Here is a 15,086-nt window from a genome sequence, read left to right as displayed (position 1 = left end):
CTGTTTGTCATGTACTTTCTTTCAATGTTTTTGGAAGGTAAATTGTAAAAATAGCTCCCCCATTTTTCTCGTTTTGAATTTCAATTGTTCCCTCTAGTAGATCTACCATTTCTTTCACGTTTGCTAGCCCGTAACCACGATCAGTTCCTTTCGTTGAAAATCCTTTTTGAAAAATGGTCGTTATTTTTTCTGCCGGTATCCCTATCCCGCTATCTATCACTTCAAATACAATATCGTGTCCAATATCCGTAACGAAGAAAGAAACTCTCTTCTCCTCTCGTTCACTCACCGCATCAAATGCATTGTCGATTATGTTTCCAAGAATCGTAATAAGGTGCGAAACTTTTATATGGTCTGGTAACGGATGAAGCGCACTATCTCCTTCAATATGAAAATCGATTTTCTTCTCAGATGCTGTTCCGATTTTTCCTAATAAAATTGCTTGTACTTTTGCATCATGAATTTGATGGAATAAAATATGATTTTGACTTTGATGAATATTAGATTCTTGCTGAATAAATTCAATCGCTTCTTTGTAATGTCCTAACTGAAGTAATCCCGATAAGACGAACAGCTTATTTGTAAATTCATGTGTTTGAGCACGTAAGTCCTCGGAATACTTTCTTACCTCAGATATCGTATTAACAAGGTGTTGCAGTTCTGTTTTATCTCTAAAACTACATACAACACCTACCGTACTGTTATTTTCGAGTATCGGCGTCATGTTTAAAATAAACACTTTATCTTGAAACGCGATTTCTTGATCGGTTTCTAGCACTCTTTCCATATTAAATTCCGGTAAAACTTTTGAAATGTGCTGCTGCATATAATCATCATTTACATAAAGCATTTCTTCTGCTGAGGTGTTCATCATCGTAATAAAACCGTTTTGATCAATGGCAATGATTCCTTCTTTTATAGATAGTAGTATCGCGCTTCGTTCTCGGTATAGTGCTGCGATTTCATTCGGCTCTAAACCGAGTGTATCTTTACGAATGCTACGTGCTAAAAGAATTCCACCAACAATACCGACTAATAATACAGCTAAAGAAAAGAGTATAATTTCTTTCGTTCTGCTCAATATGTTAGATTGAATACCTTTTATTAAAAACTCTACTGTCACAACGCCTACGACTTGATCGTAATCTCCGTTATGAACAATAATAGGTGCCTTCGCCATTAAAGCCGGGCCACTTGTACCATTTCCTTCAAGCGTATAGTACCCTCCAAAAGTGAGTGCCTCATAGTTATACGGGTTGTTACTCTTTGTTCCAATCAACTCAGAATTAGAATGTGAATACATAACCCCATAGCGATCTTCTACAATTACATAATCTGCACCAGCTTGCTCACGAACTTGTTCTGCAATAGATTGAATGGTACTTTTATGCTCGTTATATTGAAAAGCATCTTTTATAGCTGGCATGAAAGAAAGAGATTTAGCCGTTTGCAGTGCTAGCTGCTCCACTTGGCGCTTCGTATCAACGGACTGAATGTAAACAAATATTCCCGCTAATAGGAGAACGACAAATAAAATTAACGCGATAATTAAGCTTACTATTTTCGTTTGCAATGACACTTTGTGTGATTTCTTCATGCTTCATACCCTTTGATAAAATATTCAAAACTATCAATCTCCTTTTTCTATTATTATGACAAAACTGAAAATGAAGCAACTATAAAAACTCTCCATGTTCATAAAGTACAAAAAGAATAAAATTGTCATAATATTGAGATTTCATTTAAAGGACAGTACAATTCAACTACAATGAACACGCTTTCATAATTATCATTTTATTTATAAGCAAGAGGAGGAATTAGTATGGCTCAAGTAAAATCTAATCGAGTCGCCGGCAATATTTTCAAAGGTTCTGTCGGTAATTTAATTGAATGGTACGACTGGTACGTTTACTCTGCTTTCGCTGTTTATTTTTCAGCAGAGTTCTTTCCTAAAGGCGATCCAACGAGTCAGTTACTGAACACAGCAGCTATTTTCGCAGTTGGATTTTTAATGCGCCCTATCGGAAGTTTATTAATGGGACGCTATGCAGATCGGCACGGACGCCGGGCGGCATTAACCCTTTCCATTACGGTTATGGCCGGTGGTTCTTTAATTATCGCCTGTACACCGAGTTACGAAAGCATCGGTATTATGGCACCAATTATTTTAGTTCTTGCTCGTTTACTGCAAGGATTATCACTCGGCGGAGAGTATGGAACTTCCGCAACGTATTTATCTGAAATGGCTAGTAGTGGTCGCCGTGGTTTTTATTCAAGCTTCCAATATGTAACGCTCGTTGCGGGACAGATGGTTGCGTTAGGCGTTCAAATTGTTCTTCAGCAATTACTAAGCGAACCAGATATGAAAGCTTGGGGATGGCGTATTCCATTCATTATTGGAGCGATGGGCGCAGTAGCTGTATTATGGCTTCGCCGCACGATGGATGAATCGGAGCAGTTCTCAAACATAAAATCACAAAAACGCGAAAGCGCAGGAACCGTTCGCGCTCTTATGAAACACCCAAAAGCAGTATTAACAGTAGTCGGCCTAACACTAGGAGGCACTGTTGCATTTTATACGTACACAACATATTTACAAAAGTTCATGGTAAACACAGTCGGCCTTCCGAAAGAAGTTGTCAGCTGGATTAACTTTGTCGCACTACTTATATTTGTAGTTCTTCAACCAATTGCGGGGCTACTATCCGATAAAATTGGACGCCGCCCATTATTAATGGCATTCGGTATTCTCGGAACGTTACTAACAGCACCGATCTTCTTCTTCATGGAAAAAACGACAGAACCAATCGTAGCATTTTTACTCATGATGGTCGGTCTCATTATCGTTACTGGTTACACATCAATTAATGCAATTGTAAAAGCAGAACTCTTCCCAACTGAAATTCGCGCACTCGGCGTAGGTTTACCATATGCACTAACAGTCGCGATATTCGGCGGAACAGCTGAGTTCATCGCATTATGGCTAAAAAGTCTCGGAATGGAATCACTCTTCTACTTCTACGTAGCTGGATGTATCGCGATCAGCTTTATTACGTATTGGCGTATGGATGAGTCATCGAAAACTTCGCAGATTGAGGCGGAGCTTGGTGGTGGGGATAAATTAGTTAATAATAAGTCTAGTTAAAATTATGTATTCTATAATCTTCGTTTATCTGAACTCGATTTGCTTTATCTAAGAAGGCATAATTTATTCATATATAATTTAAAAACCTTTGGATATTGGTTCTATAAACAAAAGATATGGCGATGTTGCAAGAAATACTCAATTAGAGCACCCTACAAATTACACTGAAATATATTGGTATCAACAAGGTAGAAAAAGACAATATACTAGATACACTTTGTATTTAATTCAATACATATTTCTAATAATATCCCCAGTAAGTACTCATGAACCTAAAATATATTGAAATTAATAAAAAACTAAAATAACATCAAGAACTTGCAGATTTACAATATTAAATATCTATCAATATGATTTATTCTATTGATAGATATTTAATTAATTTTACACTTCAGCTAAGGCTTACAAGTATCTCGTATGACTTATCTCAAAATCCCTATTGATGTTAAATTTATTCATTTTTAAGACTAGAAACAAATTAATATAGTAAATTCACATTTTAGGGGTACTCTCCCATCACCATCAAGCTAATATTTTAAAGTACTCCCAAAATAAAATTGTTAGCTCTCTACAGTTATTTATGTAAATTCAGCTCGTTTTTTTGTTTTGGGTGAAAAAAATTTTTAACTTGATGGCAATGTGGTGCTGCCCCTATTAGGCAAATTCGACAAAGAAAAGACACCCAAAGGTGCCTTCCTCCGACTTGAACCATCTTAATTTTATTGTGTTGTTATTATATAAGAAAAGAAGACATCGCTTAAGATGTCTTCTTTTCTTGTACACTTGGTGTTAAGAAGGTATTTATTGCTTAAAAACCATAAAAAAATATAACAATCATCGAGTAAACCTATTATAGCATCAATAAATAGAGTTTTTATATGCATTTTTACATATATATAGATTTATTTATGTTTTATCTATATAGTTAAATTGTCTGTTTCTTGTTTTAATTCGTTTGTTTATTTTGAGTGCTCCAGCAATGGAGCCTTTTTTTTATGCAATAAAATATTTTCTTAGCATTACTTAGTTGATCTATATTAACTTTACCCTCTTAAATTATATCTATATTTTACCAAATGATTATATAGATAACCAGTTTTTTCTAATAATCTAGTGGATTGATAATTTTAATGGTAGTTATTAATACTTACAGGAAAATTCAGTATGCAATGGAAATTGAGAAATCAAGAATTATAAAAAACTTATAGTATCTTTTGTAAAAGTATATTTATAATTTGTATATTAATATGTTATAATTTAATTTCTAAAACTACCAAAAAAGGACTGCCAGTAATGGTGGTCTTTTTTAAATTGGTAAGATTGTACTAGGTTGAGCAAAAAAATGGAACCGAAAAAGTTATTTCTAATGAGGATAGCCTTCTTATGATGAAGTTTCATTCAGTGAATCTGCAAGCAAACATAAAAGAAGGAAAAAATTACGATTTTACTTTACGTGGATATAGAGTACCTATACTTTCATGGTTTCCAAATTTAGATGGTGCCGAACCACAAAATTAGCACTATTCTTTAATAAAAAATCCTACTCATTAAAAAATGAGTAGGATTTTTTATTAAAGAGCTATTTCGTATTGATTTGTGCCATCATTTAATATGCTATTTTTAAATGATTTCCAGATTTGATGACTAATTATCTAAATTTCTAAACTCTATACAGCACTATCATTTAAACAATTATTAAATATATCTTCTATCTAAAACATCGTATTATCATTAGCTGCTTCACTTGGAATCTCTTGAATTACATCCCAGTGTTCGACAATCTTTCCATCCTTGATACGAAATATATCCACTATAGCAACTCCCTTATCTTGAGAATTAGTACGAGAATGTACATGAAGAGCAACTGTATCCCCTTCAGCTACTACACGTTTAATCTCTGCAGAGGAATTAGGATTTTTAACAAAATCCTCCTTAAAGAAATCCATGAAGGCTTTTCGTCCATCAGCAACAAAAGGATTATGTTGCTTATAATCTTCGCTAACATATTTAGGGATAATATCGATATTATGTTTGTTAAAAACTTCATTATAGAAATCAACTACCATCTTTTTATTCTTTTCATTTTCTTTTACTTCTTTTGATACAGAAGCGACATTCTCGCTCTTTATTGCGTTCCCTTTGTTATTACCGGTGAAAGCTTGATATACCAAAGTCGAAACTACTCCTAAAATAAATACAGAAATAATTGTTATGATTAAACTTTTCTCTAATTTCATATATACCTACCTCTTCTACTTAAATAAGTTTTCTTCTATAAAAAGCTTGAAGAAGGAGAAACCTTCCCCAAAATGTAATGTCAGGGGTAATGTTAGGAATTTCATTTATCCTAACCTCCCCCTATACAAGGCATATTAGAAACGATCCATTCTAACTTAATACCTCATTAACAGTTGCACTGTCCACAATTTGAATAAACTTCTTAACCTTATCGTTCTCATCAAACTTATAAAGGTGACAAAAATCTGCTATGAACGATTTCCCTGTAGCTTTATATGTCCCACTATATTTTCCATACACGATAACAGTATTGTTATTAAAAGCATAGATTTCATCTTTAGCGCTATAGTCATCCCATTCTGTGCCAAGACGTTCATGTACGTTTTTCACTACTTCATCTGGACCTATATAAGTACCTGCATATGGAAAACCAGCAGCTTCTGTCCAAGATACATTTTCACTTAAATACGTTTTGAACGCATCCAATTTCCCTTCGCCAGTTAACACATACGTTTCATGTAATAGCTTTTGATATTTATTCATATCATTAACCCCAAGGCATTTCTTTTGTTACAACTTTTGCACTTAATTCTAATACACCTTTATTTGCATAGCCTGGATATGCTGCTTCAAGTTTTGCCACAAAATCTTTTGAAGTTCCACTTTCCTCAGAAGCTTGAACCGCAGTTCTTAGATAATCCATTGTCGCAGTAAGTGCTTGATTATTTAGGGATTTTTCGATTGATCCATGGCTAGGTACAATTATGTCAGCATGTAATGCTTGTAATACTTTCAAGTTCTCAATCCACGCCTCCATAGCCGCTTTTGAGCTAGTATCCGCTAAGAATACATGTATTTCGTTAAAAACATCAATACCACCAATTAATACTTTTAGTTCTTTATTAAATAGGCTAGTTCTGTAATGATCTAAGCCTACTAGTTCAAATGTTAACCCTTGAAAATCAATCGCTTTTTCTTTAAACACTTGAGGTAATACCACGTTACTTGGTGCATTTTCTCCAAGGGCGTCTTTCCAAACTTTTAATTTCCCTAAAACAGAATGAACGATATGTTCAACAGTAGACTCTGTTGCATACGCTATAGCTTCTGGGTAAACGGCTTTAATGCTCTCTAATCCAAAGTAGTAGTCTGGATCCCCATGAATAATAAAGATTTTATCTAAAGATAAGTTATTTTTTTTCAGATACTCCACAATTTCTTTCGAATCAGATTGAGTAAATTTTGAGTTTATTAAAAATGCATGTCCTGCTTTCTCAACTAATGTTGCTGTGACCATAAAGCTTTTTTCGTCCGAACTAAACACCGTTAATTTCACATCTTTTTGATTTGTATCGATTGTTTTAAACATAGTATGTTATTCTCCTTTTGTTAAAGTTATTAACTAATTATCATATTTTTATCTTGTTCCGATAAAGTGAAACTTTAATCAGTGGGGGTTTTGTTCATCCCCCACTGATTATTAGTTGAACCAATCGGACTTTTACGGACAGTTGATCCCCCACCTAACTTCTTTGCTTCCACTGAATTTTGAGGTGGGGGTCTTACTGCCCGTTAAAGCGGGATAAAATCTCCCACTCCCATTTATCTGAAAGTGTAATAGTACTGGCGAATATTCCGGAGATGAATGTCAGGTGGCCTAAGATAACATGTTTGCTACTATATCCTAAATTTTCTTAATATAAATTTTTAAAACGTGCTTCAATTTTATCCGGCGTCATTACGCCACCACCAATAGGAATAATTTGATTATCCTTTTGTAAAAGTAAGGAAGGATAGCTATTAACACCAAGCTGTCGAACTTTATTAAAATCATTTTGGACATCTATTATTGTTTCTTGAGCGTTTAAACGTTCTAATACTTGTTCAGGGTCCAAACCATGCTCGATTGCAATCTTGCGATATGTTTCAGGATCACTCAGACTTTGTCCCTCATAATAAAACGCTTTTTGCATAGCCGAAGTGAATTCTAATAAACGGTCTGGCGCTAATGAGCGTAAAGCTGAAAAGCCAATTGCAGCATCTTTCGAATTCATTTTAAAAGTCCCTTCCTCCACCAATTTTTGATAGGAAGGACCAAATTCAGCACCTGTAAGTTGATTAATTCTTTTATTTCCTTCTTCTATATATGAGAAGTTTTTCATTGGTAAATTATCTAAAAATAGCCCTCCACATAAAACCGTTAATGGTACTTCAGTGTGGTTTTTGTAAAATCCTTTAATACTTTCTGAAAAACCATAGCACCATCCACAATATGCATCCCATACGTAAATAAGGTTATCCTGTTTCGTCTCCATTTAAATCTCCTACCTTTTTTTTATTATCCAGCTCAACTAAATTTTTGGTTTATATAAGTACATATTTTTATACCTTGTTCTTTTTTAGATACCTTACTATATTTCCCCAAAACTAATATTTCCAAAGAAAGATCCACCAAGGTTTTTAACAAAAGATAACATTGCACCTTATTGCCCCGTAACAGAAAATACTAAAGCTTGGAATATGCATTGATTTGAATGTGTTAGTAACTTTCTACACCGGGTGGCAACGTATGGACCACCATCCTTAATTAAATATATAAATCATATTTTTAGCAGATATTAGTTGTAACTAAATTGATTACACCTTTATGTAACTATTTTAGTTACAACTAATATAGAAGTCAATTCTTTTTTTCGAAAACATTAAATTTCTACATTAATCTACAACTAATCCCACTCTTTACAAAAATATATCAACGATTATTCAATTATATCGATCGTAACTCCGAATATATCAACGTTTCGACACAACATATCGATTTACCGACAAATTTCGAGCGCGTTATCTCCTAAACTAACAACCAATCCCACACCCCAACACAAAACAAAAAAGCACCAGGTCCCCCCTAGTGCTCTCCCCCTAAAACAAATGACAAGCCACTTCATGCCCCTTCGCAATCTCAACCATCTTCGGTACTTCCTGTGCGCATTTTTCAGTGGCGAATTTGCAGCGCGTTCTGAATTTGCAGCCGGATGGTGAGTTGAGTGGGCTTGGAACTTCCCCCTCTAGGATGATCCGTTCTTTGCCTGTGTTTGTTGGATCTGGTTCTGGCATGGATGAGAGTAGTGCTTGTGTGTATGGATGTGCCGGTTTTGCGTATAGGTCTTCACTATCGGCAATTTCTACTATGTTTCCTAAGTACATGACTCCGATTCGGTCTGATATGTGTCTTACCATGGATAGGTCATGTGCGATGAATAAGTATGTGACGCCTGTTTCTTCTTGGATGTCTTGCAGCATGTTTACGACTTGCGCTTGGACTGAGACATCTAGTGCTGAGATTGGTTCGTCACATAGGATAAAGTCTGGTTTTACAGATAGTGCGCGCGCGATACTAATGCGCTGGCGCTGGCCCCCGCTAAATTCGTGCGGGTAGCGATATAAATGTTCTTCTTTTAAGCCTACCTTTTTAAGCAGGTCTAATATGATTTCTTTTTGTTCTTCTTTTTCATAAGATCCATGAATGTTCATTGGCTCACTAATAATTTGGAATACGTTCATTGCCGGGTTTAATGATGCGTATGGATCTTGGAAAATGATTTGCATTCTTTTTCGATATTCTTTTAGTTCACTTTCCTTTAAACTTGCGATATCTTTTCCGTCGAATAAAACGTTACCTGAAGTGACGTCGTGTAAACGAATGATGCTTCTTCCTGTCGTTGATTTTCCGCAGCCAGATTCTCCTACTAACCCGAATGTTTCACCTTTTTTAATTGTAAAGCTTAAGTCATCGACTGCTTTTAATTGCTCTGTTTTCCTGCCAAATAGTCCTTTTTTAATAGGAAAATACTTTTTTAAGTTCCGAACTTCAATTAAGTTTTCTTCATGCATGTGAATCACCTACTGTCTTATCGTTTAACCAGCACATGGAACGTCTTTCGTTTCCGATTTCAAAATATGGCGGACGTTCTTTTTCACAAATGTCCATCGCATGCGGGCAACGCTCTGCGAATGGGCAACCTTGTGGCGGGTTTAATAAGTTTGGCGTTACACCTTGAATAGGAGCGAGCCTTTCTTTTACGCCGTTCGCTATTTTTGGCAGAGAGTTTAATAGCCCTTTCGTATATGGATGATTCGGCGATTGGAAAATATCAAGTACAGGTCCTTCTTCCATAATAAGCCCGCCGTACATAACGATAACGCGCGTACAGTTTTGCGCGACGATTCCTAAGTCGTGCGTAATAAGAAGTAACGCCATATTCGTTTCGTTCTTTAAGTTTTTCATTAAATCTAGTATTTGCGCCTGTATCGTTACATCAAGTGCAGTCGTCGGTTCGTCCGCAATAAGAAGGTCTGGGTTACAAGACATCGCCATTGCGATCATAACCCGCTGCTTCATACCACCGCTTAGTTCATGCGGATATTGTTTTACCCTTTCTTCTGGTGACGAAAGGCCGACTTGTTTTAACAAGTTAATCGCGATCTGCTCTGCTTCTTTCTTTTTCACTTTTTGATGACGTATAATTACTTCCGTCATTTGTTTCCCAATTTTCACGACTGGATTTAGCGCTGACATTGGGTCTTGAGAGATAAGTGAAATTTGATTTCCTCTAATAGAACGCAATTCTTTTTCAGATTTAGAAAGTATGTTTTCATTATGAAAAAGGATTTCTCCTTCTTTCACTTTTCCTGGTGACGTAACGAGAGACATAACGGACTTCGCCATTACACTCTTTCCGCTTCCAGATTCCCCAACGATACCGACTACTTCTCCTTTATTTAAGCGAAATGTAACGCCGCGAACCGCTTCAACTTCGCCACTTTCTATGAAAAAAGAAGTCTTTAAATTTTTCACTTCTAGTAGTTTTTCAGACACACTTCTCACTCCCTTCACTTAACACTTTAGTTTTCATGTCCGGCTCCTTTTGGTGCGAAAGCTTTCTTCAATGCTTCACCAATTACGTTAAAACTCAGTACCGTTAAAAGGATAAGGAATCCTGGGAAGAGTGTTAAATACCAAGCTTCACCAATATATCCTTGCGCATTGTTTAGCATGCTGCCCCAAGAAGAATCTGGTTCTCTAATACCTAAACCTAGGAAACTAAGTGATGATTCCATTAAAATCGATGTCGCAATCGTTAATGTCGCGGCGATAATAATGGTTGATAAAATGTTAGGAATGATATGTCTTACAATAATCATAAGTGATTTTTGTCCTGATACTTTTGCGTATAAAACGTACTCACGCTCTTTTACAGATAACGTTTCTGCCCTTACAATACGGGCGGTGTCCATCCATGTTAGTAATCCGATAATAAGAACTAACGTCGTAATTCCTGGTTTTAAATACGCATTTAATAGTAGCATTAAAAAGAATGATGGAATTGACATAAGTACTTCAACAACCCTCATTAAAAAGTTGTCTAACTTTCCGCCAAAATACCCGCTAATTGTTCCAACTGCAGTACCGATTGTAATAGAAACAACCATCGCAAGGAAACCGACCGCAAGTGAAACTCGTCCGCCATATAACGCTCTCGTTAAGTAATCCCTTCCGTAATCATCCGTTCCGAAAGGATGACTCATACTCGGTTCTTGTAAGCGATCTGGAATCGACATTTTGCTAGGATCGTACGGCGACACGAATGCGAAAATTGATGCGACCGTTAAAATCGCAAGTATAATAACTCCCATTGCAACAAACTTATTTTTTGTAAAGCTATGTTTTATCGTTTGAAATCTCCTATTATTCATTCCAAATCACCCCCTCATTCGAATGCGCGGATCTACTACGCCATATAAAATATCAGCAATTAAGTTACCGAGAATTAACATGAATGATGATAGTAATGTAATTGCCATGATAATCGGATAATCAAATCTAAAAATAGCATTTACCCCAAGTGAACCAAGCCCCGGCCATGAGAATACTGTTTCCGTAATGAACGCTCCGCCTACTAAACTTGGAATCGATAATCCGAAAATTGTAATGATCGGTATTAATACATTTCGAAGTACGTGATTAAATAACACCGTTTTCTTTGAAGCGCCGTACGCATATTGAATTTGTACATATTCTTCTTCTAATTGCTGAATCGTACTTGAACGAATATATCTCATATAAACAGATACGTTTTGGAATGCTAACACCATACAAGGTAAAATGCCGTGTTGCACAATATCCCAGACAGAATCTTTACCTACGGTGCGCATACCCATACTCGGAAGTAGGTTCAATTTTAAAGAGAATAAGTAGACTAATAGTAGTGCAAACCAGAAAACCGGCATAGAAATACCAACGTATGAAATAAAGTTTACAATGCGGTCAAAGAATGAATTCTTTTTCACACCTGTAAATAGTCCAAGTGGTATTGCAATTACGAATGAGACGAGTAAAGATGATCCCATTAACCCAATTGTTGCAGGTAATCTTTCTGTGATAAGATCTAAAACAGGACGATGATTTTGAAGTGAGTATCCAAAGTTTCCTGTTAAAATGTTTTTTAACCATAAAAAATACTGCACGTAAATTGGTTGATCTAGTCCTAAACTTTTGCGAATACGCTCCACATCAATTGGACTCATGTTTGGCGTTACAAAGTTTCGAACGGGATCCCCCGGCGCTAGCTTTATTAATAAAAAAGAAATAATAGAAATAACAAATAAAAGCGGAATTGCATTTAAAAGCCTCTTCGCAATTACTTTATACACAAACTTCCCCCCTCAAGCTAAAGAAGCTGATTTCCACCAGCTTCTTTATTGTTTCTTATTTCACTTCATAAATCTTAGATAGATCTTCAAACATTGTGACAGGAATTGCTTTCGCTTCTTTTAATCCATCAAACTTTTTATCTACTGCAATAACTGCTTTCGGATACGCAATTGGTAGATAAGGTACGTCTTCTCTAGCTGTCTCTTGAATTTTATGGTATAGCTCTGCACGTTTTGTTTTATCTGTTTCAACTGCAGCTTCTTCCCATAACTTATCGAAATCAGCGTTTTTATATCGGGCATAATTGTATTCAGCATTACTTAAGAATAAGCTCTTATATGAATCTGGCTCAGGTCCCATTATGTAACCACCAAATGTAATGTCATATTCTTTATTTTCTTTATCTAAGCCTTTTTCACTTGCCGCACTAGCATCTAATGCATTTAGTTCAACTTCTAAGCCAACTTCTTTTAATTTTTGTTGTGTATATAACGCTAAGCTTTCCATGATTTTATTATTCGTTACATACATCACACGTACTTTTTCGTTATCTTTCACGCCAGCTTTTGCTAATAAATCTTTCGCTTCTTTTTTATCATACTTATAGTCTTTAATATCTTTCGCATAATACATAGCGTCTGGCGTTAAGATTGAATTTGCTGGTTCTGCAAATTCACCTGAAACGAATGCTGAGTTAATCATTTCTTTTTTATCTAACGCATGCGCAATTGCTTGGCGCACTTCTTTTTTCTTCATCAAATCTGTATTCATGTTATAAGATAAGTAGAATAATCTACCTTCAGGGAATGTCACCATTGAGAAGTTCCCAGTACTATCTAGTTTCTTAAAGTCTTGCGGCTCAATCATCTTCATGTTGATTTGACCATTTTGCAGTGAAACATTTGCTGTATTACGGTCTTTTACAACGCGGTATACGATAGAGTCTAATTTAGCTTTCCCACCTACATAATCATCAAATCGATCTAATGCAACGTACTCATCTGATTTATACTCTTTAAACTTAAACGGTCCTGAACCTACAGGCTGTAAGTTTTTCTTACTCTTCGCTAAATCTGCTTCCCCTTCAAATACATGTTTCGGAATTGGGAAGAAATCATTCATCACACCTTCGAAAGATGCGCTTACTTGTGGTAAAACGAATTGAGTAGTTAACTCATCTACCTTTTTCACCTCAAGCGGCTTTCCTTTAAAAATAAAGTTTTCACGGCTTGAACTATTTTGCTTCTCATCTAAAATAGATTGGAATGTAAATGCAATATCGTCTGATGTAATTTTCTTACCATCATGCCATTTCAAATTATCTTTTAGTTTCAATGTCCACGTTAATTGATCTTCTGAAGGCGTAAAGCTCTCAGCAAGAACAAACTTTTTCTTACCGTCTTCCATATGATATAGCGGCGCATATAAAGCTTGCTGCACAGTTAATGACACACGATCATTCGCATAAAGCGGATTCATCGTATCTGGATTATCGCTAACACCAATCGTTAACGCCCCTCCATCTTTCGGAGTCCCTGATTTACTAGTGCCCGCTTGCTTCGAATCTTTTTCCCCTGAACAAGCAGCTAATGCAATAAATAATAGTAGGACAAATGGTAATACAAACAACTTCTTCTTCATATTTCGACCCCTCTCGACTATTTACACCTATAAGAAAACTCGGAATTAATACCGAGTTTTCTTATAGGTTTTAAATTACCACTACCGGTATGTATTGTCAAACTTTTTCGCAAAGGTAGAAAGTTTGTAATCTATTAATGCATTCTTGCGATAAACTATATTTATGCGGAGGAGAAAATAAAAAGACCACGAATAAGTAGCCTCATAAAATGAGTTAAAAAACTAGCAGCTTACAGAAAATCCCTCTAAAATGATTGTTTTATATGATCGAAAATGTAGAATGGGATTAAAGACAAAAAACACATTTAGGAGGTTATCATGACATTTGATGAATTGAAAAAAAGACCACCAAAAGGCAGTCTCAAAACTCAATCTTATTCCCTACTCCTTGCTCCACCGCTCTCTCATACAAATACTTCGCAACGATAATATCTACTACCGCTAAACCAACTGATTTGAAAATAGTAATCTCTTCATCATTTTCGCGACCAGCTTTTTCTCCGCTTATAATTTGACCAAGTTCAGCGTGAATGGCGTTTGCTTTGAATAGACCTTCTTTTATCGGAACTTGAAGGTCTCCTGTTTCGTCTAGTGCTGCTTCTTTTGATTCGACTACTACTTTGTTTGCGCTTGTGATGGCGTGTGAGGGTAGTTCTTGCATGCTCGGTCTGAATGAGCCGACGGCGTTTATGTGGACGCCTTTTTGTAGTTTTTCTGAGAAGACTGGTGTGGATGCATTCGTAGTTGTGACGATGATGTCTGCTTCACATATCGCTTCATTTGGATCCTTGTAAACGTAAGCTGGTTTGCCTAATTTCTCTTGTATATATTGCGCAAATGCATACGCTTTTTCTTCTGTTCGATTGTATAAAATGACTTTTTCAATAGCTCTTACCGCAAATACAGCTTCAGCAATCCCCTTCGCCTGTTCTCCTGTCCCGATTATGCATAAAGTTTTTGCGTTATGACGAGCTAAATATTTTGTCGCTACTCCTGATAAGGCGCCTGTTCGGATCATCGTTAAGTACGATCCTTCTAAAAGTGCGAGCGGTTCTCCCGTTTGAAAGTCTGATAGCATCACAATCCCGTTTATCGTTTTCTTTCCTACCTGTTTATTTTGCGGGACTACCGTTACTATTTTTACTCCAAGTGCTTCAAGTCCTTCCGCTACTGAAGGCATAATTAATGCCGTATTTTGCTCGTTCGCAAATGGTAATGAGCCCCTTATTGGTGTAATCGTTCTTTCTGCGGAAAATTCTTTTAAAGCAAGCGCCGCGTATTCAATAACTTCATTCATATTTACTAAGTTTCTTTGTTCGTTCGCGCTTATAACTAGCATATCTTTCCACC

At 36.1% G+C, this 15,086-nt stretch carries 13 protein-coding genes and 1 pseudogene; 3 read left to right on the top strand and 11 right to left on the bottom strand.

Going from position 1 to position 15,086, the window contains the following annotated elements; translation table 11 throughout:
* Positions 1-7: 7 nt before the first annotated feature.
* Positions 8-1,597: an ATP-binding protein gene (locus DN399_RS04700; protein ID WP_149149354.1), complete on the bottom strand. Its 1,590-nt coding sequence runs from the start codon at positions 1,595-1,597 to the stop codon at positions 8-10.
* A 225-nt stretch (positions 1,598-1,822) separates the two neighbouring features.
* Here DN399_RS04700 and DN399_RS04695 point away from each other — a divergent pair, with 225 nt between their 5' ends.
* The 3 genes and pseudogenes from DN399_RS04695 to DN399_RS28300 all read left to right on the top strand — a co-directional run bounded on the left by DN399_RS04695 (position 1,823) and on the right by DN399_RS28300 (position 4,663).
* Complete coding sequence (locus tag DN399_RS04695) at positions 1,823-3,145, top strand: MFS transporter (RefSeq protein WP_149149353.1); 1,323 nt, start codon at positions 1,823-1,825, stop codon at positions 3,143-3,145.
* A gap of 84 nt (positions 3,146-3,229) precedes the next feature.
* Positions 3,230-3,372 (top strand): annotated as a pseudogene (locus DN399_RS04690) (tyrosine-type recombinase/integrase); the annotation flags it as partial.
* Between the two features lie 1,156 nt (positions 3,373-4,528).
* Complete coding sequence (locus tag DN399_RS28300) at positions 4,529-4,663, top strand: hypothetical protein (RefSeq protein ID WP_000975275.1); 135 nt, start codon at positions 4,529-4,531, stop codon at positions 4,661-4,663.
* 194 nt (positions 4,664-4,857) lie between these two features.
* Here the strand turns inward: DN399_RS28300 and DN399_RS04685 are convergent, their stop codons facing one another.
* The 10 genes from DN399_RS04685 to DN399_RS04640 form a co-directional block, all read right to left on the bottom strand.
* Positions 4,858-5,382 carry a nuclear transport factor 2 family protein gene (locus DN399_RS04685; RefSeq protein ID WP_120460736.1) on the bottom strand — a complete coding sequence of 175 codons (525 nt, stop codon included), beginning with the start codon at positions 5,380-5,382 and terminating at the stop codon, positions 4,858-4,860.
* 151 nt (positions 5,383-5,533) lie between these two features.
* Positions 5,534-5,926 (bottom strand): nuclear transport factor 2 family protein, encoded by a 393-nt coding sequence (locus DN399_RS04680; RefSeq protein ID WP_001046359.1) that lies wholly within the window; start codon positions 5,924-5,926, stop codon positions 5,534-5,536.
* Between the two features lie 4 nt (positions 5,927-5,930).
* Positions 5,931-6,752 carry an MBL fold metallo-hydrolase gene (locus tag DN399_RS04675; protein ID WP_000477273.1) on the bottom strand — a complete coding sequence of 274 codons (822 nt, stop codon included), beginning with the start codon at positions 6,750-6,752 and terminating at the stop codon, positions 5,931-5,933.
* 325 nt (positions 6,753-7,077) lie between these two features.
* The gene (locus DN399_RS04670) at positions 7,078-7,698 is read right to left on the bottom strand and encodes a DsbA family protein (RefSeq protein WP_000448622.1); all 621 of its coding nucleotides are present in this window, start codon (positions 7,696-7,698) and stop codon (positions 7,078-7,080) included.
* Between the two features lie 604 nt (positions 7,699-8,302).
* Positions 8,303-9,274 carry an ABC transporter ATP-binding protein gene (locus tag DN399_RS04665; RefSeq protein WP_006919776.1) on the bottom strand — a complete coding sequence of 324 codons (972 nt, stop codon included), beginning with the start codon at positions 9,272-9,274 and terminating at the stop codon, positions 8,303-8,305.
* Positions 9,267-10,259, bottom strand: a complete 993-nt coding sequence (locus DN399_RS04660) for an ABC transporter ATP-binding protein (RefSeq protein ID WP_016121976.1) — start codon at positions 10,257-10,259, stop codon at positions 9,267-9,269. The genes DN399_RS04665 and DN399_RS04660 overlap by 8 nt, the downstream gene beginning before the upstream one ends.
* A gap of 26 nt (positions 10,260-10,285) precedes the next feature.
* Positions 10,286-11,137: an ABC transporter permease gene (locus DN399_RS04655; protein WP_001065278.1), complete on the bottom strand. Its 852-nt coding sequence runs from the start codon at positions 11,135-11,137 to the stop codon at positions 10,286-10,288.
* Positions 11,138-11,143: 6 nt separating this feature from the next.
* Positions 11,144-12,094: an ABC transporter permease gene (locus DN399_RS04650; protein WP_086388829.1), complete on the bottom strand. Its 951-nt coding sequence runs from the start codon at positions 12,092-12,094 to the stop codon at positions 11,144-11,146.
* Positions 12,095-12,149: 55 nt separating this feature from the next.
* Entirely contained in the window at positions 12,150-13,736 is a 1,587-nt protein-coding gene (locus tag DN399_RS04645) for an ABC transporter substrate-binding protein (protein ID WP_016121974.1), read from the bottom strand.
* 361 nt (positions 13,737-14,097) lie between these two features.
* The gene (locus DN399_RS04640) at positions 14,098-15,075 is read right to left on the bottom strand and encodes an ornithine cyclodeaminase family protein (RefSeq protein ID WP_086388828.1); all 978 of its coding nucleotides are present in this window, start codon (positions 15,073-15,075) and stop codon (positions 14,098-14,100) included.
* Positions 15,076-15,086 lie beyond the last annotated feature (11 nt).

Source organism: Bacillus sp. AR4-2, assembly GCF_008274865.1.
Classification (GTDB): domain Bacteria; phylum Bacillota; class Bacilli; order Bacillales; family Bacillaceae_G; genus Bacillus_A; species Bacillus_A cereus.
The sequence above is the reverse complement of the archived record's forward strand: the minus strand, read 5'-3'. Positions and strand labels throughout refer to the sequence as shown.